Annotated in this window: 29 protein-coding genes; 10 read left to right on the forward strand and 19 right to left on the reverse strand. The window is 42.2% G+C overall.

Annotated elements, in window-relative coordinates:
• Positions 1-167: 167 nt before the first annotated feature.
• Together B2746_RS06165 and B2746_RS06170 are read right to left on the reverse strand one after the other, a co-directional pair.
• The gene (locus B2746_RS06165; protein WP_290791981.1) at positions 168-377 is read right to left on the reverse strand and encodes a hypothetical protein; all 210 of its coding nucleotides are present in this window, start codon (positions 375-377) and stop codon (positions 168-170) included.
• Between the two features lie 32 nt (positions 378-409).
• Positions 410-1,273 (reverse strand): SPFH domain-containing protein, encoded by an 864-nt coding sequence (locus tag B2746_RS06170; protein WP_290791982.1) that lies wholly within the window; start codon positions 1,271-1,273, stop codon positions 410-412.
• A gap of 130 nt (positions 1,274-1,403) precedes the next feature.
• On the opposite strand from B2746_RS06170, the gene B2746_RS06175 reads away from it, so the two are divergent.
• The gene (locus tag B2746_RS06175; RefSeq protein WP_290791983.1) at positions 1,404-2,270 is read left to right on the forward strand and encodes an alpha/beta hydrolase; all 867 of its coding nucleotides are present in this window, start codon (positions 1,404-1,406) and stop codon (positions 2,268-2,270) included.
• Here B2746_RS06175 and B2746_RS06180 read toward each other — a convergent pair.
• On the reverse strand, positions 2,264-2,929 hold the full coding sequence (locus B2746_RS06180; protein ID WP_290791984.1) for a hypothetical protein: 666 nt from the start codon (positions 2,927-2,929) through the stop codon (positions 2,264-2,266). The two genes, B2746_RS06175 and B2746_RS06180, sit on opposite strands and share 7 nt — an antisense overlap.
• A 44-nt stretch (positions 2,930-2,973) precedes the next feature.
• On the opposite strand from B2746_RS06180, the gene B2746_RS06185 reads away from it, so the two are divergent.
• Positions 2,974-5,508, forward strand: coding sequence for a VPS10 domain-containing protein (locus tag B2746_RS06185; protein ID WP_290791985.1), 2,535 nt, complete (start codon positions 2,974-2,976; stop codon positions 5,506-5,508).
• Here the strand turns inward: B2746_RS06185 and aroQ are convergent.
• The 12 genes from aroQ to B2746_RS06245 all read right to left on the reverse strand — a co-directional run bounded on the left by aroQ (position 5,490) and on the right by B2746_RS06245 (position 13,732).
• The gene (gene aroQ, locus B2746_RS06190) at positions 5,490-5,906 is read right to left on the reverse strand and encodes a type II 3-dehydroquinate dehydratase (RefSeq protein WP_290791986.1); all 417 of its coding nucleotides are present in this window, start codon (positions 5,904-5,906) and stop codon (positions 5,490-5,492) included. The two genes, B2746_RS06185 and aroQ, sit on opposite strands and share 19 nt — an antisense overlap.
• A complete protein-coding gene (locus B2746_RS06195; protein ID WP_290791987.1) occupies positions 5,903-6,442 on the reverse strand; it encodes a GNAT family N-acetyltransferase in 540 nt (179 codons plus the stop codon). The genes aroQ and B2746_RS06195 overlap by 4 nt, the downstream gene beginning before the upstream one ends.
• Positions 6,443-6,459: 17 nt before the next feature.
• Positions 6,460-7,569 (reverse strand): glutamine-hydrolyzing carbamoyl-phosphate synthase small subunit, encoded by a 1,110-nt coding sequence (carA, locus tag B2746_RS06200; protein ID WP_290791988.1) that lies wholly within the window; start codon positions 7,567-7,569, stop codon positions 6,460-6,462.
• A gap of 88 nt (positions 7,570-7,657) precedes the next feature.
• Complete coding sequence (rplQ, locus tag B2746_RS06205) at positions 7,658-8,191, reverse strand: 50S ribosomal protein L17 (protein ID WP_290791989.1); 534 nt, start codon at positions 8,189-8,191, stop codon at positions 7,658-7,660.
• Between the two features lie 208 nt (positions 8,192-8,399).
• Positions 8,400-9,398, reverse strand: coding sequence for a DNA-directed RNA polymerase subunit alpha (locus tag B2746_RS06210; RefSeq protein ID WP_290791990.1), 999 nt, complete (start codon positions 9,396-9,398; stop codon positions 8,400-8,402).
• 46 nt (positions 9,399-9,444) lie between these two features.
• A complete protein-coding gene (gene rpsD, locus B2746_RS06215) occupies positions 9,445-10,050 on the reverse strand; it encodes a 30S ribosomal protein S4 (RefSeq protein ID WP_290791991.1) in 606 nt (201 codons plus the stop codon).
• Between the two features lie 131 nt (positions 10,051-10,181).
• Positions 10,182-10,583 carry a 30S ribosomal protein S11 gene (rpsK, locus tag B2746_RS06220; protein ID WP_290791992.1) on the reverse strand — a complete coding sequence of 134 codons (402 nt, stop codon included), beginning with the start codon at positions 10,581-10,583 and terminating at the stop codon, positions 10,182-10,184.
• Between the two features lie 110 nt (positions 10,584-10,693).
• Positions 10,694-11,074, reverse strand: a complete 381-nt coding sequence (rpsM, locus tag B2746_RS06225; RefSeq protein WP_290791993.1) for a 30S ribosomal protein S13 — start codon at positions 11,072-11,074, stop codon at positions 10,694-10,696.
• A 55-nt stretch (positions 11,075-11,129) separates the two neighbouring features.
• Positions 11,130-11,246, reverse strand: a complete 117-nt coding sequence (gene ykgO, locus B2746_RS06230) for a type B 50S ribosomal protein L36 (protein WP_014220631.1) — start codon at positions 11,244-11,246, stop codon at positions 11,130-11,132.
• A 10-nt stretch (positions 11,247-11,256) separates the two neighbouring features.
• Positions 11,257-11,475 (reverse strand): translation initiation factor IF-1, encoded by a 219-nt coding sequence (gene infA / locus B2746_RS06235; RefSeq protein WP_234863970.1) that lies wholly within the window; start codon positions 11,473-11,475, stop codon positions 11,257-11,259.
• A gap of 471 nt (positions 11,476-11,946) precedes the next feature.
• Positions 11,947-12,342, reverse strand: coding sequence for a hypothetical protein (locus B2746_RS06240; protein ID WP_290791994.1), 396 nt, complete (start codon positions 12,340-12,342; stop codon positions 11,947-11,949).
• 232 nt (positions 12,343-12,574) lie between these two features.
• Positions 12,575-13,732 (reverse strand): homogentisate 1,2-dioxygenase, encoded by a 1,158-nt coding sequence (locus tag B2746_RS06245; protein ID WP_290791995.1) that lies wholly within the window; start codon positions 13,730-13,732, stop codon positions 12,575-12,577.
• A 176-nt stretch (positions 13,733-13,908) separates the two neighbouring features.
• On the opposite strand from B2746_RS06245, the gene B2746_RS06250 reads away from it, so the two are divergent.
• Positions 13,909-14,412, forward strand: a complete 504-nt coding sequence (locus B2746_RS06250) for a metallophosphoesterase family protein (protein WP_290791996.1) — start codon at positions 13,909-13,911, stop codon at positions 14,410-14,412.
• Between the two features lie 59 nt (positions 14,413-14,471).
• Positions 14,472-15,623: a pyridoxal phosphate-dependent aminotransferase gene (locus B2746_RS06255; RefSeq protein WP_290791997.1), complete on the forward strand. Its 1,152-nt coding sequence runs from the start codon at positions 14,472-14,474 to the stop codon at positions 15,621-15,623.
• 106 nt (positions 15,624-15,729) lie between these two features.
• On the opposite strand, the gene B2746_RS06260 is transcribed toward B2746_RS06255, so the two are convergent.
• On the reverse strand, positions 15,730-16,197 hold the full coding sequence (locus B2746_RS06260; protein WP_290791998.1) for a hypothetical protein: 468 nt from the start codon (positions 16,195-16,197) through the stop codon (positions 15,730-15,732).
• 22 nt (positions 16,198-16,219) lie between these two features.
• Positions 16,220-17,326: a TolB family protein gene (locus B2746_RS06265; RefSeq protein WP_290791999.1), complete on the reverse strand. Its 1,107-nt coding sequence runs from the start codon at positions 17,324-17,326 to the stop codon at positions 16,220-16,222.
• A 70-nt stretch (positions 17,327-17,396) separates the two neighbouring features.
• On the opposite strand from B2746_RS06265, the gene B2746_RS06270 reads away from it, so the two are divergent.
• From B2746_RS06270 to B2746_RS06280, 3 genes are read left to right on the forward strand one after another with little or no spacing between them, the layout of a single operon-like run.
• Complete coding sequence (locus tag B2746_RS06270; RefSeq protein ID WP_290792000.1) at positions 17,397-18,410, forward strand: tetratricopeptide repeat protein; 1,014 nt, start codon at positions 17,397-17,399, stop codon at positions 18,408-18,410.
• Between the two features lie 20 nt (positions 18,411-18,430).
• Positions 18,431-19,081: a ribulose-phosphate 3-epimerase gene (rpe, locus tag B2746_RS06275; protein WP_290792001.1), complete on the forward strand. Its 651-nt coding sequence runs from the start codon at positions 18,431-18,433 to the stop codon at positions 19,079-19,081.
• Complete coding sequence (locus B2746_RS06280) at positions 19,081-21,567, forward strand: TonB-dependent receptor (protein WP_290792002.1); 2,487 nt, start codon at positions 19,081-19,083, stop codon at positions 21,565-21,567. The genes rpe and B2746_RS06280 overlap by 1 nt, the downstream gene beginning before the upstream one ends.
• Positions 21,568-21,766: 199 nt before the next feature.
• Here B2746_RS06280 and B2746_RS06285 read toward each other — a convergent pair whose 3' ends face one another.
• Positions 21,767-22,141 (reverse strand): four helix bundle protein, encoded by a 375-nt coding sequence (locus B2746_RS06285; protein ID WP_290792003.1) that lies wholly within the window; start codon positions 22,139-22,141, stop codon positions 21,767-21,769.
• 181 nt (positions 22,142-22,322) lie between these two features.
• The gene (locus B2746_RS06290; RefSeq protein ID WP_290792004.1) at positions 22,323-22,448 is read right to left on the reverse strand and encodes a hypothetical protein; all 126 of its coding nucleotides are present in this window, start codon (positions 22,446-22,448) and stop codon (positions 22,323-22,325) included.
• On the opposite strand from B2746_RS06290, the gene B2746_RS06295 reads away from it, so the two are divergent.
• The 3 genes from B2746_RS06295 (at position 22,447) to B2746_RS06305 (ending at position 25,985) form a co-directional block, all read left to right on the forward strand.
• The gene (locus B2746_RS06295) at positions 22,447-23,169 is read left to right on the forward strand and encodes a pyridoxine 5'-phosphate synthase (protein WP_290792005.1); all 723 of its coding nucleotides are present in this window, start codon (positions 22,447-22,449) and stop codon (positions 23,167-23,169) included. The two genes, B2746_RS06290 and B2746_RS06295, sit on opposite strands and share 2 nt — an antisense overlap.
• Positions 23,170-23,242: 73 nt before the next feature.
• Positions 23,243-24,766, forward strand: coding sequence for a DUF4394 domain-containing protein (locus B2746_RS06300; RefSeq protein ID WP_290792006.1), 1,524 nt, complete (start codon positions 23,243-23,245; stop codon positions 24,764-24,766).
• Between the two features lie 94 nt (positions 24,767-24,860).
• Positions 24,861-25,985 carry an XdhC family protein gene (locus tag B2746_RS06305; protein ID WP_290792007.1) on the forward strand — a complete coding sequence of 375 codons (1,125 nt, stop codon included), beginning with the start codon at positions 24,861-24,863 and terminating at the stop codon, positions 25,983-25,985.
• The last annotated feature ends 2 nt before the right edge of the window (positions 25,986-25,987 follow it).

The following is a 25,987-nucleotide window of genomic DNA, read 5'->3' on the forward strand; positions in this document are numbered from 1 at the left end:
TTTTTTATTGGTATGGTGCTAGCTTTTCTCTCTCCACCTTTTCCTCCCTTTTCCCTCTTCATTCTCATCTTCCTTCTGAGCACAAGGAAATTTCGTATGCAATGCTGCCCGGTATATAGTTCGGTAAAAATACCGAATTATTGAAATGTTCGGTGTTTTTACCGAACTCATTCCTCCTCTTCCGGCTCTTCCTTTCTCCCCTTTCCTTTCTCCTTTTTCCCCTCTCCCTTCTCCATTCTACCCGCCGCACGGAGTTGCTGGTGAATGATCCATTCAAGCTGGCCATTCACGCTGCGAAATTCATCGGCGGCCCATTTTTCCAGTAGCTTATATACATCTGCATCTAACCGGAGTATGAAATTTTTCTTTTCTGCCACAATGGATTATTTCATGATCAAAATATTGGAAATTACTGGTATAAAGTTCCGGTGTTCAAAATGGGAGTCGCCGCTTTTTCTGCGCAAAGCACCACCATCAAATTACTAACCATAGCTGCCTTTTTCTCTTCATCCAGGTGTACAATTTCTTTTTTCGATAATTGTTCCAATGCAAGCTCAACCATACCAACAGCACCCTCAACAATTTTTGTTCTCGCCGCTACAATCGCTGTAGCCTGCTGACGCTGCAACATGGCACCTGCAATTTCCTGCGCATAGGCAAGATGACTGATTCTTGCCTCAATTATCTGAATACCTGCTGGTGCAAGGCGATCAGTTAATTCCTTTTCCAGCAACTCATTCACTTTTTCACCACCACCTCTCAGGGTAATACTTGCGTTTTCATCTTCAAACTGATCATAGGGAAAACTTGTTGCCAGGTGCCGTATTGCTGCTTCACTCTGTATTTTTACATACTGCTCATAATCTTCCACTTCAAAAGCAGCTTTATAGGTGTCAGCTACCCGCCAAACAATTACAGCGGCTATTTCAATCGGGTTCCCCATACTATCGTTCACTTTAAGACGGGAACTTTCCAAATTCTCTGAACGCAGGGAAATTTTTTGCTTGGTATACAGCGGATTTACAAATAATAGCCCATTTTCCTTGGCTGTACCAATGTATTTTCCAAAAAAGGTTAATACTCTCGAATGGTTCGGAGAAACGACAATCAATCCGGCTGATAAATAAAAAGCCGTTAATGTCAGTATAATTCCCAATGTTATTATCCAGCCGTTTTTATGGCTGTTTATAAAAAGGACAATCGCCACTACAAGTAGCACCAGGGTTAATACAAGGGTCAAATAACCTGAAACAGGTTTCACATTCTTTTCCATATTGTTATGATATTAAAATGATATCAAATTTACCTTATTTTTTAACATTCTCCTAAAATCTTTTATTATTTAATTGTGAACCAGAATCAGTTATTTTTAGTTATTTCTGCAACATCAATTCTTGTCTCTTATGCTGGGAAAACGAAACATGTCTGGTCTCAACCATGTTATTTTAGCGATCACTTTCTTCATTTTGCTTTTATCAAGCACCACCCTTAAGGCGGGTAAAGTGGATACACTGAGTTTATACAGTTCAGCAATGAAAAAAGACATGAAGTTTATTGTTGTGGAGCCTTCAACAACAATTCCTGATGGTGGATTCCCGGTAGTTTATTTATTACATGGAATGGGGGGAACTTATAATTTATGGATTACAAAAGTACCAGCCCTTCAGGATGCAGCAGATCGCTTTAATTGCATTATTGTTTGTCCGGATGGAGGCAGAACCACTCTCTACTTTAATAATCCGCTGGACAGTACCTATCGTTTTGAATCGCATTTTATAAAGGAACTGATCCCTTATGTAGATTCTCATTATCCAACGGCAAAAGACAGGAAATTCAGATCCATAGCCGGATTGAGTATGGGTGGCTTCGGATCCTTATTCATGGCGAGTAATTATCCTGAATTATTTGCGTCTGCCGGCAGTATGAGCGGCGCTTTGATGGTAGACCCTATTGCAAGATCGATCATCGCTAAAAGCGCAGATAAAACGATCGACAGCAGTTGCTGTCAGATCAATTGGAATAAGCTAAAAGAATATAATAGCGGAGATACGAGCTCAGCAAATACCATCGCACTTGCATTGGAATGTGGCACAGAAGATTATCTGCTGGCTGCCAACCGATCAGCACACCGCAGATTAACAGATCTGAAAATTGCGCATGATTACACCGAACGTCCGGGTCGGCATAATTGGTTTTACTGGGAAAATGCGATTGATTACCAATTACTGTTCTTTAGAAAAAGATGGAACCGGTTTAAGCAGGATCAATAACCTACACTGCCATCCCGAACTTTGATTTTTTTCTTACCGGCATTTTTCTTTTCAAATTCCAATACTTCTTTCGGCTTGGCTACTTTTTTTGTACTCATGGAAAGTGTATCGGACCCCAGACTGGCGGGATTGTTGTTCTTCTCTATTTTCCCAAGGGTAAAGGTTTCCGTTTTTACAATCAGACCGGAACCGGGATCGAAATAATTCCAGGTGCCATGTTTCACCGATGCTCCTTCATTTTTTACAATCACCTGTTTGAAATTACCTGGAAGCAATACATCTTCCACATCAATCGTATCATACAGCTTATCCGGATTAAATGCTCTCCAGGATTCCTCCCTAAAAACCATTCCGGCTGTATTGAAATATTGTGCTTTACCATCCAAAAATCCCCAGCGATAAGTTTCAATTGCTGTAAGATCTCCCATCAATGAATATTTTCTCCAAACCCCTTCCTTACGGTCGTCGGTATATTCCCCTTCTTCTTCAAAACCTCGTTCTCCCCGGATGGTTTCATACCGGTGCACCCAGGGCCCCTGTTTTCTCCCCTGCATATCCACCCTGTTGAGTGTATCACCCTTTACTCCAATAATATACTCCTTTAATTGCGCTGCGGCAGGTAAGGAAATAAATAGGACAATTATCAAAATCCAACGCATAGTTGTTATGTTTGATTTTTAACTATAACGAAATCCCGTTTCGCATGGTATCTTTGTGTTCATTTATACGTCCCAATAAATATGCCGGATTAGGCCTTCTGCTGCTGGTTTTACAAAGCTATGCACAAATCTCGCCCAGTTCAGGTCAAGATCGTCTTAATGCTTTGCAAAAGCACCAGGAATCCCGCAAAAACTCCCCTTTTAAGGAGATTTCCTTTCGGAATGTTGGTCCTGCTATCATGGGCGGACGGGTAATTGATATGGAAGTGAATCCCGAAGATCCGACAGAATTTTACCTGGCTTATGCTACTGGCGGCTTGTGGCACACCAAAAACAACGGCCTTTCCTTTGAACCAATTTTTGATAACGAAATGGTTATCGGTATTGGAGATATTGCCATTAACTGGGACAGCCCAACCCGAACGATCTGGCTGGGAACCGGGGAAGTAAATAGCAGTCGCTCTACTTATGCCGGCATTGGGATGTATAAATCAACTGATAACGGTAAGAGCTGGACCTATCTGGGACTGTCGGACTCACATCATATCGGGGAAGTGACCCTTCACCCCACAGATTCGTTAACTGCATGGGTAGCCGTAATGGGCCATTTGTATAGTCCAAATAAAGAAAGAGGAATTTATAAAACAACAGATGGCGGTAAAAGCTGGAAACAAACACTTTATATAAATGAAACTACCGGCGCCATTGATCTTCAAATAAATCCACAGCAGCCAAATGAACTTTATGCAGGCATGTGGTATCGTACAAGATCAGCCTGGAATTTCGAAGAATCTGGTGTAACCAGCGGCATTTATAAATCCGTTGATGGTGGCAGCAATTGGAAGCTGGTCAGTGGTGCTGAATCCGGATTTGTTACTGGTCCCGGTACCGGGAGAATAGGTTTGGCGGTTTATCCAAAGAAGCCCTCCATCGTTTATGCAGTGGTAGATAACCAGGATCCCAGAGAGCCAGATTCCAAAAAAGTAAATGATTCCACGTATCAGTTGGCAGATTTTAAATCACTCACCAAAACCGCATTTCAGGAGCTGGATAGTGCCAAACTGAATAAATTCCTTCGGGCCAATCGGGTCCCCGCAGTTTATACCGTTCAAAGATTGAAGCAAATGGTTGCACTTGATTCGATCTCTCCCAATGCACTCTACAATTACATTTTCGTGGATGATGGTTTTCAAAATAAATCGGTGAAAGGTTGTGAAGTGTATCGCTCAGCTGATGCAGGAAAAACCTGGACTAAAACAAACCAGAAACCAATTGAAAATTATAGTAGCTATGGTTATTATTTCGGAAAAATTTATGTTTCACCGATGAATCCGGAGAAGGTATTCATACTTGGTATTGACCTGATGGTTTCAGAAGATGGCGGTAAAACATTTGCCTCCATTGATAAACCGAATGTACACTCAGATCATCATGCGCTTTGGATAAATCCCTCGCACGACAATCATATCATAAATGGAAATGATGGTGGTTGTAACATCAGTTATGACAAAGGTGCTGCCTGGTTTAAAGTTCAGGCGCCTTCTGTTGGACAGTACTATTCTATAACCGTAGATAAAGCTAAACCATATAATATCTATGGCGGATTACAGGATAATGGAAGCTGGTATGGGCCATCCAATCATAAGGAATCTCCTTACTGGACAGAAAGGGGTGAGTATGCGTACAAACGTATAGGCGGTGGAGACGGGATGCAGGCGCAGGTTGACACAAGAACCAATCAACTAGTATATACCGGCTCACAGTTTGGATTTTATACCCGAATAAACCTCGCAACAAAGGATCGGAAATTGATACGTCCGACACATGCTATGGGTGAATTCCCCTTGCGTTTTAACTGGCAAACACCGATCCTTTTAAGCTCGCATAATCAGGATGTATTGTATTATGGATCCAGTAAATTTCACCGGTCGCTGAATCAGGGAGAAAATTTACAGACCATGAGTTCAGACCTCAGCAATGGCGGTAAACAGGGGGATGTTCCTTTTGGTACAATCACTACCATAATTGAATCTCCGATACGGTTTGGTTTGATTTATATTGGAACAGATGATGGAAATATACAGGTTTCAAAAGATGGTGGTAACAGCTGGACAATGCTTGGGAAACCCGGCAAAAAGCAAGCGGGTTTGCCACAGGGTTTGTATGTGTCAAGAGTTATTGCAAGTAAGTGGAAAGAAGGTAGGGTGTTTGTCGGTTTAAACGGTTATCGCAATGATCATTTTACAGCATACATTTTTGTAAGTGAAGATTACGGGCAAAACTGGAAACAGGTTGGTAAAAACCTGCCACCTGAACCGGTGAATGTTATCAGAGAGGATCCAAAGATGCAGGAGATTCTATATGTAGGGACAGACGGTGGCGTTTATGGAAGTATTGACAGCGGTGAAAACTTTCATGCATTTACGAAAGATTTGCCTGTAGCCATCCCCGTTCATGACCTCGCCATTCAGGAAGAAGCCAATGAATTAGTTGTAGGAACACATGGACGCAGTTTGTACATCTGCTCGATGAATGCGATTCAGGAAATGGTAAAATCCAATCAGGGCAAAAAGAATTGAACAGCCAGTTCATATCCCTTTAGTCCAAGTCCGGCTATGGTCCCTTTGGCCTTAGCACTAACATGAGAGAGTTTGCGAAAATCTTCGCGCGCATGTACATTACTGATATGAACTTCAATTAGTGGCGCACTGATCGCTGCAATGGTATCACCAAGTGCAACAGAAGTATGCGTGTATCCACCCGGATTCAGAATGATTCCATCCACACTAAAACCTACGGATTGCAATTCATTGATTAATTCACCTTCCACATTGGATTGAAAATAGCTAAAGCTAATGGATGGAAATTTTTCCTGAAGTGCTTTATAAAAACTGTCAAAATCCTGTGCACCGTAAATGCCCGGTTCACGTTTACCAAGCAGATTCAGATTTGGCCCGTTGATGATCGCTATTTTCATTTTACTCTTTTATCTAACAGTAAAGAATATACGACAATACTAATTCTTTTGCCGTTTTTGATTTCATAATCCCGTAAGATTCCTTCTTTCTGAAAACCTGCCTTTTCAAGCAAACTGCAACTGGCAGCATTCTCTGTTTCAACCATCGCTTCTATTCTGTGGAGGTCAAATTGATCGGTCAGTAGTTGTATAAAAACAGGGAGGATCGATTTCATAATTCCCTTTCTCTGATACTCAGGGACCAGCCAGAATCCAATTTCAATTCGCTGGTGTGCTGCCTGGTACAAATAACCTGCAACAATCCCCATTGGAATACCTGATTTCCGGTCCACTAATTTCCAGCTTGCACCGGATTTTTCAACTATCAGACGTTCATAAAAATCCATCTGCTCAGCAGTAGCTTCAAGGGAATCATACGAAACACCATAATACCGAATAACTTCCGGGTTACTTAATCCCTGGAAAACGAAAGTCTGATCCTCCCTTTGAATAGGTTCTAACAGATAATCACCAACAACTTTTTCAGCGAGCAACATCTGCTAAATCTACGAAATTAATTTTTCGAAGATCGGATCATGTCCATGAAATCATCAAACAGATAGCGGCTGTCATGCGGTCCCGGTGTGCTTTCCGGATGGTATTGAACGGAGAACGCCGGTTTGCCTTTAACCCTGATTCCTTCAATGGAATGATCATTCAAATTTACATGGGTGATTTCGATATGATCGGCTTTGCGAACCGCTTCCGGATCAACCCCGAAACCATGATTCTGGGTAGTGATTTCACATTTTCCTGTAATCAGATTTTTAACCGGATGATTCAGGCCACGATGTCCGTGGTGCATTTTAAATGTGGGAATACCGTTGGCAAGCGCCAGTAATTGATGTCCAAGGCAGATTCCAAACAGTGGTTTTTCCGTTTTAAGAATGTCCTGAACAGTGGATACGGCATAGTCCATTGGAGCTGGGTCACCGGGACCATTACTTATAAAATAGCCATCAGGGCGGAATTGCTGTAATTCTTCAAAACTTGTTTTAGCCGGATAAACCCGAACAAATGCGCCTCTGTCAACCATACATTGCAGAATATGACGTTTTACACCATAATCCAGAACAGCCACGCGGATTACGCTTGCAGGATCTCCCATTTCATACGCTTCATTCGTACTCACAACACTGGCGAGTTCCAGTCCGGCCATGGATGGAACCTTACTGAGTTGGGCTTTCAATTCTGTTATATCAAAAATTTCAGAAGAGATGATGCAGTTCATGGCCCCTTTGGTACGCACTTTTGCTGTTAATGCACGGGTATCAACACCTTCTATTGCCACGATATTGTTTTCTTTCAGGTATTCATCAAGCGACCCCTTTGCCAAACGGCGACTGAACTGTTCTTCCAGGTTACGGCTGATGATACCCCGAACTTTAACAGAGTCAGATTCCACATCCTGGTCTTTTACTCCATAATTACCAATATGAACACTGTTCATAATAATTACCTGTCCATAGTAACTGGGATCAGTAAAAACTTCCTGGTATCCGGTCATTCCGGTATTAAAACACAATTCTCCGGTGGTAGTACCTACTTTACCGAAAGCTTTACCATAGTGAACCGAACCATCCTCCAATACGAGGACAGCCTTTTGTTGAGGAACTTGTTGCATGTTAATTGGAAAAGTTTTGCAAATATCCGTAAAAAAAAGGCAGAATGGAAAACCATTCTGCCTTGTATTGAAAATCAATCATTCATCCTTATTCAGCCGCTTTTTCAGGGGTTGATTCAGCAGGCGTTTCAGTAGCAGTGGCAACAGCTTCCGGAGCAGCTGCTACAGCAGGAGCTTCAGCTTTTGCATCAGTTGCCTTTTTGCTACCACGACGTGTTCTCTTAGCTGGTTCAGCCTTAGCATCAGTTGATTTACCGTACACTTCATTGAAGTCTACGAGTTCAATCAGCGCCTGTTCAGCGTTATCACCCGGACGTGCACCGAGTTTCAGGATACGTGTATAACCACCGGGACGGCCACCGATTTTTTCAGCGATGGTGCTGAAGAGTTCAGTAACTGCTTCTTTATTCTGCAGATAGCTGAATACTACCCGACGATTATGGGTATCATTTGATTTTGCCTTGGTAATCAATGGCTCGATGTACACCCGTAATGCTTTGGCTTTTGCAAGCGTAGTAACGATACGTTTGTGTTCGATCAGATTGATACTAAGGTTAGCCAGTAAGGCTTCTCTGTGGGCTTTCTTACGACCCAGGTTGTTGATTTTGTCTCCGTGACGCATGACATTGTTGTTTTAAAGCTGCACCGTGTCAGGAATTGCAGCCGTTTCAAAGTAAAAAGTTAGAAGTATAAATTCAAAAGTGGGCACTCAGATAACCGAATAACCACAAAAAAATCTACCTTCTCTTTTCTACCTATAAATAAAAATTTCAAATACTCTTTATCGTTGAAAAACTTCCAACTTCCAACTTCTCACTTCCAATTTCTCCTCAGTCTTCCTTGTCAATTCCAAGTTTAGCGAGATCCATACCGAAGCTTAGTCCACGCTCATGTAAAACCTGCTCGATTTCTGCCAGCGATTTCTGACCGAAATTGCGGAATTTCATAAGGTCTTCCTGCTCGTACTGAACCAGCTCACTCAGCGAATTGATTTTTGCTGCTTTAAGGCAGTTGAACGCACGAACGCTCAGGTCGAGATCTTCCAGTGGAGTCTTCAATACCTTGCGTAGTTGCAGGGTTTGTTCGTCTACCAGGTCTTCTTTTTTCTCTTCCTTATTATCGAATGTGATGTTTTCATCAGTGATGATCATCAGGTGTTGAATCAGGATACGGGAAGCCTGCTTCACCGCTTCTTCCGGATGGATGGTTCCATCGGTAGCAACATCCATGATCAGCTTTTCGAAATCGGTTCTTTGTTCAACCCTTGTATTTTCCACACTGTATTTAACGTTCTTGATAGGCGTATAAATAGAGTCAATTGGAATAAATCCAAGAGGCGCATCTTTCTGCTTATTTTCTTCAGCAGGAACATAGCCACGGCCTTTACCGATTGTCAGTTCAATTTCAAGTTTCGCAGAAGGATCCATTGTGCAGATCAACTGCTCAGGGTTCATGATCTGGAAACTTTGCGTACCATCCTGGATCATACCTGCAGTAAATTCACTTTTACCTTTAACATGCAGAACAATCTTTTCGTTGGTAACTTCTGTATCTACTACCTTCTTAAAACGAACTTGCTTAAGGTTCAGGATGATGTCAGTAAGATCTTCTGTTACCCCCTTGATGGTAGCAAATTCATGTTCAGCCCCTTCAATTCTGATACCCACGATCGCAAAACCTTCCAATGAGCTGAGCAATACCCGGCGAAGGGCATTTCCGATGGTTACACCATATCCTGGCTCTAAGGGACGGAATTCGAATTGTGCTTCAAAATCATTTGCTTTCTGCAAAACGATTTTGTCGGGTTTCTGAAAGTTTAAAATGGCCATTTGTATGTTCGATTTACGTTTTGTATGGGTTATTAACTAAACTCTATTACTTAGAGTACAATTCAACAATCAGTTGTTCCTTGATATTTTCAGGAACACTTTCCCTTTCAGGATAGGTGATGAATGTACCGGTCATAGTAGTTTCGTTCCAGTCGATCCAGCTGAATTTCTGGTTTTTTCCGCGAACCTGGCTGGTCAGTCCTGATTTTTCGTCAGATCCTGGTTTGAAGGTAATGATATCTCCGGCTTTCAGTTGGAAAGAAGGAACATTCACTACTTCACCATTTACCATTATATGTTTATGGCTAACCAACTGACGGGCAGCCGGGCGGGAAGGAGCAATACCCATACGGAAAACAGTGTTATCCAAACGGGCTTCCAGCAATTTGATCAGGTTTTCACCTGTTACGCCTTTCCTACGTGCAGCTTCTTCAAACGTTCTGCGGAATTGTTTCTCCAATACACCATAGGTGTATTTGGCTTTTTGTTTTTCGCGGAGCTGTAGGGCGTATTCACCCAGGCTCTTGCGCTTACGGGCAGCACCATGCTGTCCGGGAGGATTGCTGTTCTTGTTCAGCCATTTCCCGTTACCCAGGATAGGCTCACCGAAGATTCTTGAAATTTTGGTCTTTGGACCAGTGTAACGTGCCATATCAACTTGATTTTTTAGTTGCGATGTACAATCGGTAAAAATCTTAAAATTAATTGTACACCCATGTTAGAAAATACAAAATCCGAAACCCAAAGCCTGATGGGGCCTTGGGTTTCGGTATATAAAAAAGTTTAAACCCGACGTTTTTTAGGAGGACGGCAACCATTGTGTGGCAACGGAGTAACGTCTTTAATTTGTACCACTTCAATTCCTGACTGACTAAGGGAACGAATAGCTCCTTCACGTCCTGAACCCGGACCTTTAACGAATACATCTACACGCTTCAAACCGGCATCCAGAGCGGTTTTAGCAGCATCTGCAGCGGCCATCTGGGCAGCATAAGGAGTGTTCTTTTTTGAACCCTTGAAGCCCATTTTACCGGCTGATGACCAGGAAATAACCTGACCATTCTTGTTCGTCAATGAAATGATAATGTTGTTGAATGTAGCAGAGATATGGGCATCACCATATGCATCTACCTTCACAATCCTTTTCTTGGCAGCGGCTTTTGCGCTGGTCTGTTGTTTTGCCATTACTTAATAATGAGGTAATCTTTTACTAAAATTTCCTGTTTCACCTGAATCAGGACTGCTTCGCTCCTCCCCCTCCTAAGATTTGGATCCGGTAGCGAACGCACTATGTCTTACTTCTTAGGAGCTTTTTTCTTACCAGCAACTGTTCTACGTTTTCCTTTACGGGTACGACTGTTCGTTTTGGTACGCTGACCACGAAGCGGTAACCCTTTACGGTGACGTAAACCACGGTAACAAGCGATATCAAGCAAACGCTTGATGCTCATCTGTACCTCAGAGCGCAACTGGCCTTCCACTTTGATTTCGTCGGTGATGAAATTACGGATAGCCGCTAATTCATCATCGTTCCACTCATTCACTTTCTTATCATGACTGATTCCAGCCTGATCAAGAATTTGCTTGGCAGTAGAACGACCGATTCCGAAGATGTAGGTCAGGCCTATTTCGCCTCTTTTGTTTTTTGGTAAGTCAACACCGGCAATACGAGCCATAATCTGATTCTATTTTCAATTTTACGAATGACTGATTAGTTAAAGCAACCAGGTATTACCCTTGTCTTTGCTTATAACGCGGATTTTTTTTGTTAATCACATACAGCCTTCCCTTCCGACGCACTATTTTGCAATCGGCGCTGCGCTTTTTAATGGATGCACGAACTTTCATGATGCTATTATTATTTATACCTAAAAATAATCCTACCCCTTGTTAAATCATATGGACTCATCTCCACTCCTACCTTGTCACCAGGCAGAATCCGGATATAGTGCATCCTCATTTTACCTGAAATAGTAGCCAGAATTTCATGTTCATTCTGGAGCTTCACTTTGAACATTGCGTTCGAAAGTGCTTCAACAATAATTCCATCCTGTTTAATGAGTGCTTGTTTTGCCATACAGATTTTGGGAGCGCAAAGATAGTATTAATATTAGTTAAAATGAAAAAAATGGAGATTTTTTCCCCATTCAGTTGAAAATCTTGCATTTAGGCTGCAAAAATAAGGAAAAAAAGGGAAAGGAGAAGGGGGAAAGGGGACAAAAACCACCCGATGGGTACCCGTCGGGTGAAATCTAGGGCGTACGCTTTTTAAGCGGGAATATTGTCGGGGGCTGGTGAAACACCTGATAATATCGGAAAAGAGAGTGTAAATAAAGGCGATTCAAGGTTGAAATTTCACCAAGAGAGAGGTAATTATATTATGCCGATGAGTCCGTAAATTTCTGACAATACCCTCCTGAACCATCGTCCGGGCTGAGGAACCAGTGATGGATGCGTGAAGAATGGTATATAGTTGCCCCATGAATGGCTACTTAAACCGTGGTGGTTGCCTCGATCCCCTACCCCTCTCTCCGATCTCCTTTCCCTCCTACCTGCCCAATTCCACTTTTGTCATATCGTAATAATGATTCTGCAATTCATGCACATGGATGGGTTGTTTGATATGCCGGCGATCTTCCCGGTACCAGATTTCGAAATCCTGGAAGCCCCCTTTTTCGTTTTGGAGAATGCGAAAGGGACCTTTTTTGTATTTTATCCATCCATCACCCGGAATTTCCTTTTCAAATCCAAATTTCAATAATTGTGTTTCATCCAGCGGAATTGGTTTTAAATCTTCCGGTTTAAACCAAAATTCCTGTACCTCAGTTTGTACACAAACTTCCTTATCCTCCCGATTCACTTCATTTACAATTCCTTCCCACAGTTCCCCTTCATACTCAGCTAAAACATAATCTCCTGGTTTGATTTGATTGAATTTGATCATATGGCAGATAATTTCCTGGTAATTTAAGAAAAAAGGTGAAAGGTGAGAAGTGAATGGTGAAAAGATATGAAAGGTGAATGGTGAATGGTGAATGGAGTGAATATGGTGAAGAGGGAGAAAGCGGGACTTACTTTTACCCTTTGTCTCCTTTCCCCGTTTTGTACTTTGCCTCATCTTTCACTTCTCACCTCTCCTTTTTTCACCTTTCACCTCTCACCTTTCACCTTTCACCTTATTCCGCCCAACTCATCGTATAGCCTTCATTTTCTATTTCCAAAGCGGTGGTTGTTAGTTGAAGGGGATGAAATGTGTCTACCATAACGGCCAGTTCACCGGTATCTTTTTTACCAATGCTTTTTTCTACTGCACCCGGGTGAGGGCCATGTGGAATACCGGCAGGATGTAAGGTCAGCATTCCTCTCGTTACGTTTTTCCGGCTCATGAAATCTCCGTCTACATAATACAATAATTCATCACTGTCGATATTGCTATGATTATAGGGTGCCGGAATAGCAGCAGGATGGTAATCATAAAGACGTGGAACAAAAGAACAAACCACAAAATTATTGGCTTCAAAAGTCTGATGAACCGGAGGTGGCTGGTGAATACGGCCGGTAATCGGTTCAAAATCATGAATACTGAAAATAAAGGGATAACAACAACCATCCCACCCCACCACATCAAATGGATGATGCCTATAATGCAGTCCGTATAGAATTCCCTTTTTCTTGGCTTTTATAACAAAATCACCCGCCTGATCAATGGTTTGAAGATCCTGAGGTGGACGAATATCACGCTCGCAATAGGGCGAATGTTCCAATAACTGTCCGAATTTGGAAAGATATCGTTTGGGGTAACGGATAGGACTAAACGATTCTACAATCAGAAGCCGGTTCTCACTAGTTTCAAATCGAATCTGATAAATTGTTCCTCTTGGAATCACAATGTAATCGCCATAGCCAAATGGCAGTTTCCCATATTGTGTCAAAAGTTCTCCCTTGCCTTCATGCACAAAGATCAACTCATCGGCATCTGCATTCTTAAAAAAATAATCGGCCGTACCAACTCTGGGAGCAGCCAACACAATATGGCAATCCTGATTTACCAGAATAGGTTTTCGGCTTAAGAGGTAATCATCTTCAGGTTTCACCCGAAATCCCTCGAAACTTCTGTGCTGTAACATTTTTTCTTCGGCTATTTCGGGCTGTACGGAAATGGGCGGATCAGTTCGAATAATCTGAGTGGGCGAATGGCAATGGTATAAAATTGAATAATCATTTGAAAAACCCTCTGTTGAGAATAGTTGTTCTGAATAAAGGGTTCCATCCTGATTACGGAATTGTGTATGACGTTTGTGCGGGATAGTTCCCAGCTTATGATAATGTGGCATTTGTGGATTTTTTTATTATTTAGTTGGCTACTCTAAGTCTCCATCAGTATCTATTCATAGCCAGACTCGCCAATAGAAACACATATTTCCACCGACGTTTATCGATCCACCAGGTAAAATTTCTAAAAAACAGCATAACAATCTGACAACTAAAGTACAAAATCCTACTTTTAAACATGACTCGAATCGGTCTTTTATCTGACACCCATGGTTATCTGGACCCGCAGGTATTTCAGCATCTCAAACAATGTCAGGAAATCTGGCATGCCGGCGACTTTGGCAATCTCGCATTGGCAGATGAACTGAAACAGCAATCCGGTCTGCCATTGCGTGGTGTATTTGGCAATATTGATGGAACTGATATCCGCGCTGTATATCCGGAAGAAACTTGTTTTACCTGTGAAGAGGTGGTTGTTTTTATGAAACATATCGGGGGGTACCCGGGCAGGTATGCACCAGGGGTAAAAGCGAGTATTCAGAAAGCCGGTGCACGTATGTTTATATCCGGACATTCCCATATTCTGAAAGTTCAATTTGATCCGGCATTGCAATGTTTACATATGAACCCGGGTGCTGCAGGAAAACAGGGCTGGCACAAAATGCGAACCCTTATCCGCTTTGTCATCGACAAAGAAGATATTCGTGATTGTGAAGTAATTGAACTGGGCAAAAGAGGTTAAAATCCTAAAATCTCCGTAACTTATTCACCATTCACGTATTCACCATTCACCTACACCTCATGTCCAACTCCATTCACCGCCGCAATTGGCTAAAGCAGTCCGCTCTGGCAGCACTCGGACTCTCTGTTTCTCTGAATAGTCTGGCAGGCGAAGATTATCTGCCTAAAGATCTAAGTCAGCTATTGCCCAATGCCAATCCCTCTTTAATTAATCTGGGATCCAATGAAAACCCCTATGGATTATCTCCCCAAGCAAAAAAAGCGATCAGTGACCTGATTAATAATTCGCACCGTTATCAGTATAACATTCCCCACGTACAGGAATTCAGGAAACAACTGGCAGATTATTTGGGAGTAACTACAGATCACCTGCTCCTGACACCAGGATCAGGCGAAGGATTGAATCTCCTGGCAAGACATTATTCAAAGGGAAATCTGGTAACGGCTACTCCAACGTTTGGAATTCTGCCAAATACCGCAAAAAAAATAGGAGTACAGGTAAGAGAAATTCCACTGGATAAACAAAAAGTGCATGATCTGCCGGCTATGCTGCAGGCAATAGACAGCAATACAGCACAGGTTTACCTCTGCAATCCGGCCAATCCAACGGGAACGGTATTGCATCCGACTGAATTGAGATCGTTCTGTGAAGAAGCCAGTAAAAAAACAGTTGTTACACTGGATGAAGCTTATTTGGAATTCCTCGATGCGCCTTATAATGAATCCATGCTTCCGCTGATAAAAAATGGAAATAAAAACATAGTATTACTTCGCACTTTCTCAAAGATTCATGCGATGGCGGGTTTACGGGTTGGATATATTCTGGCAGATCCAGCTACCATAAATGAATTGAAGGAAAATTATTTTGGCAATAGTAATTTCTGTATGAGTGCTTTATCGCTCACTGCTGCCATGGCCAGTCTGAAGGACACAGATCACCAGCAAAAATCTAAAAAACTTAATGCAGCTGCCCGTCAATTTACCCAGGATGGATTAAAAAAAGCGGGATTTGATTTTATCCCTTCCTACACCAATTTTATTTATTTCAACCTGAAGAATTACAAAGGTGATTTTGCAGCCGATATGTTAGCTAAAAACATTGTACTCCGGTCCAGCGATCAGCCGGATGGGAAATGGGGACGGGTAAGTATCGGTACCCTGGAAGAAATGAAAAGTTTCCTCAAAACAATGGGGTCCATGAAATTCACCTAATCCCTGCTTTAACTGCAGATTAAAAAAGCCCCCGATCGCTTAGCAATCGGGGGCTTCTCACCTCTTCCTTCTATCCTCTCCCCTTTCACCTTTCACCTCTCACCTTTCACCTTACTAACCATCCTCTTCCCAGTTCTTCACGGAAAGGCCAGGGAACCAAGAGGAGAATCAGCAATAATGCAGCAACAAATAACCCAAATGCTTTTTTATGTTCAACTGCTCCGGCTGAAGCAGGCTTCCCCTTCCCTCTGCCAACAGTTATCAGTGCAATAACAACCAGCATGCCCACCATATGTTCAACAGCAAAGAAACGCTCTGCAGATGATTTCATTACTTCGCCAAACCCTTTTGCCTGGATGAGTTTTAATCCCCATGGACCAACAAACCATTGATACAATCCAACTAATAGTGTTACGTGGGCGGAAATCATCAGAAAAAGATCCACCTTCCGGTCTGTTGTGGAATAAGCTAGTTTTTTTGACATACCGGTATAATGCCGATAAATGGCAACCAGCAAAAGAATAAGAATAATCCATCGTAAAAAGCTGTGCAAATGCAATAGTCCAGTGTACATATTAATTGGTTTTGATGTTTGTTTAATCGACCCAGTCAGCTACAAATATATTCGTATCGCGCGTACCACCATTATTCCGATTACTGCAAAAAACTAATTTTTTGCCATCATAACTAAACATGGCGAAGGCATCAAAGCCTCTATCGCGACTTATTTTTATCCGATTGTTTCCATTTCCGTCCATTTTATACAAGTTGAAAGGGAATCCCCTTTTGTATTCATGATTGGATGCAAAGAGAATATTTTTACTATCCGGCATAAATACCGGAGCCCAATTGGCTTGTCCCAGTGTGGTAATTTGCTGTTGATTTGATCCATCTGCATTGGCGGTAAAAACCTCCATATTGGTTGGGGCTACCAGGTGCTCTGCCAATAACTCGTTGTAGGAAGAAATTTCTTCCGGCGTTTTAGGACGGCTTGCTCTCCAGATTATTTTTTTGCCATCCGGACTGAACCAGGCACCGCCATCATAACCGATTGTGTGGGTAATGCGCTTTTCTTTACCAGACTTTAAATCCATAATATAAAGTTCCAGGTCACCGTCTTTATCACTGGTATAAATCATTTTTTTACCGTCAGGTGAAATGGTGGCCTCGGCATCGTAGCCTTTGGCATTGGTCAGTTGTTTCACAATGACACCATTGGTATCAGCCATAAAAATATCATAGGATTCATAAAGCGGCCAAATATAGCGGTTGCCATATTTGGATCGATCCGGAACTGTCGGACAATCTTTTGATTCTAAATGAGTTGAGGCATATACAAAATGTTTTCCATCAGGTAACCAATAGGCGCAGGTGGTTCTTCCGGTACCCTTACTCACCAGTTTGGGCACAAAAGGTTCATCCGGATGAACCGGAATTTTACCGATAAAAATCTGATCACAGGGAATCCCTTCCTTCTTACTGGTTTTCTGAAAAATCAGGTATTTACCATCATAACTGAAATAGGCTTCGGCATTATCTCCACCGAAAGTAAGCTGTCGAAGATTTTTAAAATGCGTTTCCTCGGGGTAGTGAAGCGTATCACCCGGGAGGCCAGCCAAAACGGACTTAGATGGCTTATAAGCTACATCTGAGCCTGAAAAAAGCGCCATTGCACCTGCAAAAATCCAGGAAATTGAAATCATATCAACATTAATTTACCCGGCAAATGTATTGGTATAAACGCAGTTTTATTGAAAACCATAGATTTGACAAATGAAATCATGGTTAACCGGTCTTCTTCTGGGTCTATTATTCCATCTTTCTGCCTGCAATAATGAGTCGGCTGAAAAGCAGGAACCAGGGGCTATATTGTCAGCAGAACCCTACTCAGGCATAACCGACAGCATTAAAAACGATTCAAAAAATCCTGCATTATACCAACGCAGAGCAGAACTCCTGTTTCAAAATGGAGAATTGGAGCTGGCACATAAAGATGTTTTAAAAGTATGGGAACTGGATCCAACAGAATCGCATGCCGAACAATTGGTAAATATCCTCTTCATGACAGGGAAAAACAAGGCAGCTGTGGACCTGTTAAAGGTGCTGATTAAAGAATATCCGGAAAATGAACAATTTCAGCGACGGATGAGTGAAGCTCTGGTGAACAGTGGGGAAATTAATCAGGCTATACAATCATTCGACCGGATGATTGAAGAAGATTCAGCCAATTTTGAAGCCTGGTTTGAAAAGGGATTGCTTTACCTGGAAGAAAAAGACACCGCTTCTGCCCTGCGTGATCTGGAAAATTCCTATCGATTACAACCATTGCAGTTAACAGCATTAACACTTGCTAATATTTATGCAGAAACGAAAAACGATCGAGCACTGGTTTTGGCAGACCGGATAATAGCCCGTGACAGTACCGGAGAAATGGCTGACCCCTTTTTTATTAAGGGGATTTATTTTGTAAATACGGGCAATTCTGCCAAAGCATTGGACCTCTTCAATACCTGTATCCGGATGAACTGGAAATTCCAGGAAGCCTATATTGAAAAAGGTATTATCTATTTTGAAAGTAAGAATCTGGATGAAGCACTTCAGCAATTTAAGTTGGCAGCCACCGTTACCAATACTTATCCGGAAGCCTATTATTGGCAGGGACGATGTTATGAGGAACTGGGTATGAAAGACGAAGCCCTTGCCAATTATGGTCGGGCTTACTCGCTCGATCGAACTTTTCAGGAAGCAGTTGAAGCGGCCAAGCGGGTTGAAAAAAATAAACAATAATTTCAAGGAATACTTACACTATGATTGTAGCCCCCTCCTTACTTGCCTCCAATTTTCTACATCTTGAAGCGGAAGCACGCATGTTGAATGAAAGCGAAGCCGACTGGTTTCATTTAGATGTAATGGATGGTCGCTTTGTAAATAATATCAGTTTTGGCCTGCCTGTAATACAACAGATCCGGAAAGCCACTAATAAGTTATTGGATGTTCACTTAATGATAGAAGAACCGGAAAAGTATACTGAAGCATTTGCTAAAGCAGGGGCGGATATCCTAACTGTTCATTTTGAAGCCTGCCGGCATCTGCACCGGAATATTCAGCAAATTCGCGAATTGGGAATGGTTCCGGGTGTGGCAATTAACCCCCATACGCCGGTTCAGTTCCTTCAGGATATTTTACACGAGGTTGACCTGGTGCTGATTATGAGTGTAAATCCGGGTTTTGGCGGACAACAATTCATACCTCATACCTATCAAAAAATCAAAACACTCCGTCACCGGATAGACCAGCTTGGTTTACAGGTAAAAATCGAAATTGACGGGGGGGTGGACCTTTCCAATGCAAAAACATTACAGGACGCAGGCGCCAATGTATTGGTAGCCGGAAGTGCCGTATTTCATGCCCCGGATCCCAAACAGGTGATTTCTTCTCTCAAGCATTGCACCGATTGATGAAAATAAACTGCCGTCTCCTGCTCATTTTATTGTTTCTGATTCAGAACAGTCCGGGTATTGCACAAGGTAAAACTGCTGTTCTCACTGGAAAAATCATTGATCAGGATGACTTGCCGCTTGTGGCAGTTACTATTTCGGTACTTGGCAAACAACAGGTTTACCGCTCTGATGACAGTGGATATTTTGAACTATCGGTTCCGGCTAATCGTGCTATCGCCATTCTTTTTACCCACACCGGATTTAAAACCCTTCAGCGAAATTTCATTCTGAATAATAAAGAAAAAGAATTTGTATTGGTTAGGATGCAGCCTGGAACAGGAGAATTGGCTGAAGTAACTGTAACCGACAACCGAAACAGAAGGGAATCGGGTTTAATAACAATAAATCCCAAACAGGCAATCAATATCCCCTCACCTGGTGGCGGAATCGAAAGTTTGATTAAAGTATTCGTAGGTTCCAATAACGAACTAACCTCCAATTATACTGTTCGGGGTGGCAGTTATGATGAAAACCTGATTTATGTAAATGATTTTGAAATTTTTCGCCCTTATCTGGTACGGAGCGGACAGCAGGAAGGGTTGAGTTTCATCAATCCGGAACTAACCAGAACTGTGCAATTTTTTAATGGCGGATTTCAGTCCAGGTATGGAGACAAACTTTCTTCCGTTCTGGACATACAATATAAAAAACCCAAAAAGCAGGGAGGGTCTGCTTATATTGGGTTATTGGAACAGGGCATCCATTTTGAAGGCGCCACCAAAAATCAACGATTTACCTATCTGATTGGAGCGAGAAACAGATCTAACAGGAATCTGTTGAGCAGTCAGGAAACCAAGGGAAATTATGTGCCTTCATCTGCAGATATACAGGGCTTATTTACCTGGCAGTTTTCAGAAAAATGGTCAGCTGAGTTTTTTGGGAATATATCCCGCACCAAATTCAGTCTGAAACCGGAATTCAGCCAGCCAAGCAGCTCTGTATTTTCTCCTTTTTTTACCAGCAATATTGGTCTGGATATTTATTTTGAAGGATCCGAAAAAGATCGGTATGGCACCAGTATGGCCGGCTTATCCGTTACGCGGCAGGTACGTAAAAACCTGCGGATCAAATGGCTTGCCTCTTATTTCCAGAATAAGGAGGAGGAAGCAATTGATATTTCAGGCGCCTATTTATTTGGTGAACGTTCGTTCGATCGAAGCAAACCTGAGTTCGGGCTTATTGTAAATCCATTGGGCGCCGGCGTATTTCAACAATATGCACGAAATGATTTAAGGATAGACTTATTAAACCTTAGCCACAAAGGATATTATGATCGGGGTAGGCATTACCATCAATGGGGACTTTCAATCGACAGGCAGGAAATAAAAGATCAGTTGAGGGAATTTGAATACCAGGATTCTGCAGGTTATAGTTTACCTAATAATCCGGGTTCATTACATTTATTCAAATCACTTCGCTCCAATGCTGCGCTTACGATTCACCGGTTGTCAGCCTACTGGCAGGACAATATCTCTTTGGGCGATTCATCCGGAACGGTTTTACAATTGGGCGTACGTTTGAATTATAATGACCTCAATAAAGAAATCCTCGTCTCACCGAGGGCTGGAATAAGTTGGAAACCCAACCGATGGAAAAAAGATATCATTTTTAAGGGAAGTGCCGGCCTTTATATGCAGCCGCCCTTTTATCGGGAACTTAGACGATATAATGGAACCCTGAATACGGATCTTAAAGCTCAAAAAAGCTGGCAGGTAAGCGCCGGATTCGATTATAATTTCCCCGCTTTCAACCAAACCCTGCGCTTAAGTACCGAAGCTTATTTCAAACAGCTATGGGATGTTGTCCCTTACGATATAGACAATGTACGAATGCGCTATTTTGGAGAAAATAATGCCAAAGCCTATGCAACCGGACTGGAAGCCAGATTATATGGTGAGTTGGTAAAAGATGCCGAGAGTTATCTCAGTATTGGTTTTATGCGTACCCGTGAAGACATCAAAAACGATTTTTATTACAACTACACCGTTGATGAACAAAATCAACCGGTAGACAGCACCCTGACGCAGAATGGATACCTGCGGAGACCAACTGATCGCTTCTTAACAATAGGCATGTTTTTTCAGGATTATCTATCTACCAATAAAAATATCAAGGTTTATATCAATGGCATCTACGGATCCAATCTACCTTATAATATTCCCAATTCAATCCGCTACAGAAATGCCTTGTTTATTGATCCCTATATCCGGATCGATCTTGGATTCAGTGCGCTTTTATTAAACAGTGATCGCACCCGCCGTCGTCGTCATGCCCCTTTCCGCAGTTTCGAAAACATCTGGGCCTCACTCGAAATATTCAATATCATCGATCGCGCCAACACTATTTCCTACCTGCTCATCAAAGATTTTTCCAACACTACTTATGCCATTCCAAACCGCCTTACACCCAGGTTGCTGAATGTGAAATTGGTTGGGAGGTGGTAGGAAAAGAGGAGACAAAGGAGGAAAAGGAAACAAAGTAGGAAAAGGGGACAAAGGAAGAAAAGGAGAAAGGTGAATCTTGCTTATTTCCAGGTAATTTATTAAATGGGATTTAGTATGAGCTTACCTGTACCTTAATTCTCAAAATTCAATCATAAAAACAGATATTAAGTGTGTTATTTACAAAATTTCACCGAGGAATTTATGATTCCTCCTTTTTCAATCCCCAATTCCAATAAAGGTTATAAAGTTGTGCAGCTACTTTTTTGTATTCGTTATATAATTCATTAAACCTTTCTTCTGTTATAAAATTGCATTTGTAAGCCAGCTCAAGAGCGGTTTTTGTTTCTTCGACAGATCCCTGAGAATAAACCAGTGATTTTTTTATTTCATTCGAATAAATTCTTCTCCCCCAGCCCTCTGCAATATTCAAAGGTACAGACCTTGCAGCACGGGTCAATTGAGATGTCAATGAGTATTTTTCAGCAATAGGAAAATTTTTCGATAAATCAAATACTTGCATTGCCAAATCCAATGACAAATTATAAACATGTAGGTCCTCCAGTTTCGTAATCATTTTTTAAACTTAATAATTTGTTTGAGACTATTTTACCGTTAAATAACCCATTTTGAAATGAGACATGGAAGTTAGAATTTCGAAATTGGAAGTTGGAAGTTGGTTGCAATACGATAGAAACCTTGGCATAAAACACTATTGAAAGCTCATCTTTTAACGTCAATTTTCTCTCCCCTACTTTTTACCTTTCCACCCTTGTCTCCTTTTCCTCCTTTGTCTCCTTTTCCTCCTTTGTCTCCTCTTCCTCCCTTGTCTCCTTTTCCTCCTCTTTCTCCTTTTTCTCCCTTCTACCATATCTTTGCCACATGACTAAACTCTCTGTAAACATCAACAAAATTGCCACCATTAGAAATAGCCGCGGGGGCAATAATCCGGATGTAGTGAAGGCGGCGAAAGATGTGCAGCTTTTTGGAGCGGATGGAGTAACGGTACATCCCAGGCCGGATGAACGACATATAAGGTATGCAGATGTACGGGCGATTAAACCCATTATTACAACAGAATTCAATATTGAAGGAAATTGCAGGGAAGAAAAATTCATTGATCTGGTTTTGGAAACAAAACCAGATCAGGTGACCCTTGTTCCGGATACAGACGGACAACTTACCTCGGATCATGGCTGGAATACTATTCAGCATAAAGACTATCTGATCGAAATGATCCGGATATTCAAACAAGCCGGGATTCGCACGTCTATTTTTGTGGATCCGGTTGTTGAAATGGTGGAAGCTGCTGCCGCAACGGGAACCGATCGGATAGAATTGTATACCGAAGGTTATGCCCGTCTATTTTTAGAGGATAAGGAAAAAGCCATTGCCCCCTATGTTCAGGCAGCCTTAAAAGCGAAAGAACTAGGATTGGGCATTAATGCCGGCCATGACCTGGATCTGCACAACCTTGGATTTTTTTCAAAAAATATCCCTTATGCAGATGAAGTGTCCATTGGACATGCCCTGATTTGCGATGCAATTTACCTCGGGCTGGAAAACACCATCCAATTATATAAACGGCAGTTGCAACAGTTTTAAAAAAAAACTCAACCACCCAATCTGATTCTTTTCCTTTTTCGTAGGTACCAGTCTACCAATAAAACTGGAAACCATGAAAAGGACAACACAACATTTTTTAGGAGGTTTAGCACTCCTCGGATTAATCAGCCTCGCCTCTTGTAAAAAAGATGATTCACCCCAAATGGATCAAAAGGGGCCGGATATTGAATTCCTGGTTCTTGACAATGGCAACAAACTGGTTCGGTTCAATGCGGAATCGCCTAAAATGCCTATCAGTACAACCCCGATTGCCGGACTGCAGGAAGGCGAATCGGTTTTGGCGATTGATTTCCGTCCGGCAACCGGGCAGCTCTATGCGCTTAGCAGCACCAGCAGATTATTAGTGATTGATGAAAAAAACGGCAATACCCGAGCTATTGGAACCGGGCCATTTAGTCCGGTTTTGAGCAGTTCAATTGCAGGATTTGATTTTAATCCAACCGTTGATCGTATCCGCATTGTAACAAGTAATGGCCAAAACCTTCGGGCTCACCCTGAAACAGGCGCCATTGTTGCAACAGACGGAGTTATAAATGGGGTAACAAATGCCATGGTTACCGGAGTAGCTTATTCCGACAGTAAGGCGGGTACAACCACTACAACTCTTTTTGATATTGATACGGAAACCGATATGCTGTACAAGCAGGATCCGCCCAACAATGGCACGCTGGTAGCAGTTGGCAAACTTAATAATGATTTCAATGGCGAAATTGGATTTGATATCAGTCCGGATAACAGTGCTGCATTAGCCGTAGCAACTAAAAATGGAAAATCAACCTTATATCAGGTTGATCTGGCAAGTGGAAAATCAATCAAAATTGGCGAACTGATGGGTGTTACCAATGCAAATGGATTAGCCATTCCTTCCGAACCGGTGGCTTATGCCATCAGTAATGGAAAGAATCTGCTCATCTTTAACCCCATGGCCCCTATGCCCATAACCAAGGCCATCACGGGTCTTTTGCCTGATGAAAAAATTATGGGAATAGATTTTCGTCCGGCAAATGGCGCGCTGTATGCATTGGGAAGCAGCAGTCGGTTATACACGCTGAACACATCCAATGGAGCTGCTACGGGTATTGGTACATTACCATTTACAACCCTTCTTTCAGGAACTTATTTTGGATTTGATTTTAATCCTACGGTTGACAGGATCCGTGTAGTAAGTAATACCGGACAAAACCTGCGATTGAATCCAAATGATGGTACACTGGCTGCTACGGACGGGATGCTTAACCCGGGAACTCCTTCTGTAAGTGCAGCAGCCTATACCAATAATTTTGCTGGTGCAACCACAACCATTCTGTATGATATTGATTGTGGCACCGATAAATTATATCGTCAGGATCCACCTAATAATGGAACGCTTGTTGAAGTTGGAGCAACAGGAATTAATATCGAAAGCAGTAATGGATTTGATATTGGAAGTCAGTCTGGAAAAGCCTGGGCTATCCTTACTGTAAATGGAACCACTAAACTCTATGAGATCAATTTGAATAACGGAATGGTTACAGCCGTTGGAAATTACACTTTCAGCGGACCGATGGACGGTTTCTCTGTAGGTCTTGGATTTTAGGGCGCTTATCTCTGATACCACAGATATTGCCGGTTCATTCCTGAACCGGCAATTTTCGTTTCTGTAACTTTATGCAGGAATAGTAGAATAGACAATGAAAGAAATAAAAGCCATCCTGCAGGCATATGAAATGGCAATATCAGAGAATAAACAGTCCGCACTTGTAACGGTAGTACAAGTCGAAGGATCCTCCTATCGCAGACCCGGCGCCAGAATGCTGGTAACGGAAGATGGAATGATGACCGGTGCTATCAGTGGTGGTTGCCTGGAAGGGGATGCTTTGCGAAAAGCATTGCTTGTTTTACACCAGCAAAAATCCAAACTGGTTACCTATGATACCAGTGACGAGGAAGACGCCTCCATCGGTATTCAACTTGGCTGTGCCGGAATCATACAAGTACTGATGGAACCGATCCGCCCTGACCTAAGTGGGAATCCAATTGATTTATTCAGGAAACTGACAGCAAAAAGGCAATCCTGTGTGATGATTACGCTGTTTTCCATGGAACATACTGATTCATCCCAATGGGGAACCTGCTGGATGGTTGAAGAGGATGGAGCAAGCTCGGGCAATTTACCAGATCCGGAGTTGCTACCAAAAGTTAGTTTTGCTGCCAGAAAAGCAATGGAGAGCAAAAAATCTGGTTTTGAGCAATTCAGTACAGGAAATCAAAGCTGGAACTGTTTTATAGAATATATACCGGCGCCTGTTTCATTGCTGGTTGTGGGGGCAGGAAACGATATTTTTCCCCTTTTAGATATGGCAATCATTCTGGGTTGGGAAACAACCATACTTGATGGCAGGCCAACACATGCCAATAGAGATCGTTTTCAATCCGGTTGTCGGCTTATTGTCAGCAGACCTGAACAGGCGCTGGAAAATATCCAAACAGACCAGCGAATGGCAGCCACCCTGATGACCCATAATTATTCGTATGACAAAGCTATGCTGAGGATTCTATTGGAGACCAATATCCCTTATATCGGCACCCTTGGACCTCGAAAAAAACTGGAACGCATGTTAAAGGACCTCGAAAACGAGGGGGTGAAGGTTACAGAAAAGCAGCTTGACAGGATTTATGGACCGGTTGGTTTTGATCTGGGCGCAGAAACAGCAGACGAAATTGCTTTGTCGATAATTGCAGAAATTCAGGCATTTATGTCAAAAAAAGAAGGCCCATCGCTAAAAAATAAAACATCAGGCATTCATTCTAATTAAGA

The organism is Flavihumibacter sp. UBA7668, assembly GCF_002483205.1.
Taxonomy (GTDB): domain Bacteria; phylum Bacteroidota; class Bacteroidia; order Chitinophagales; family Chitinophagaceae; genus Flavihumibacter.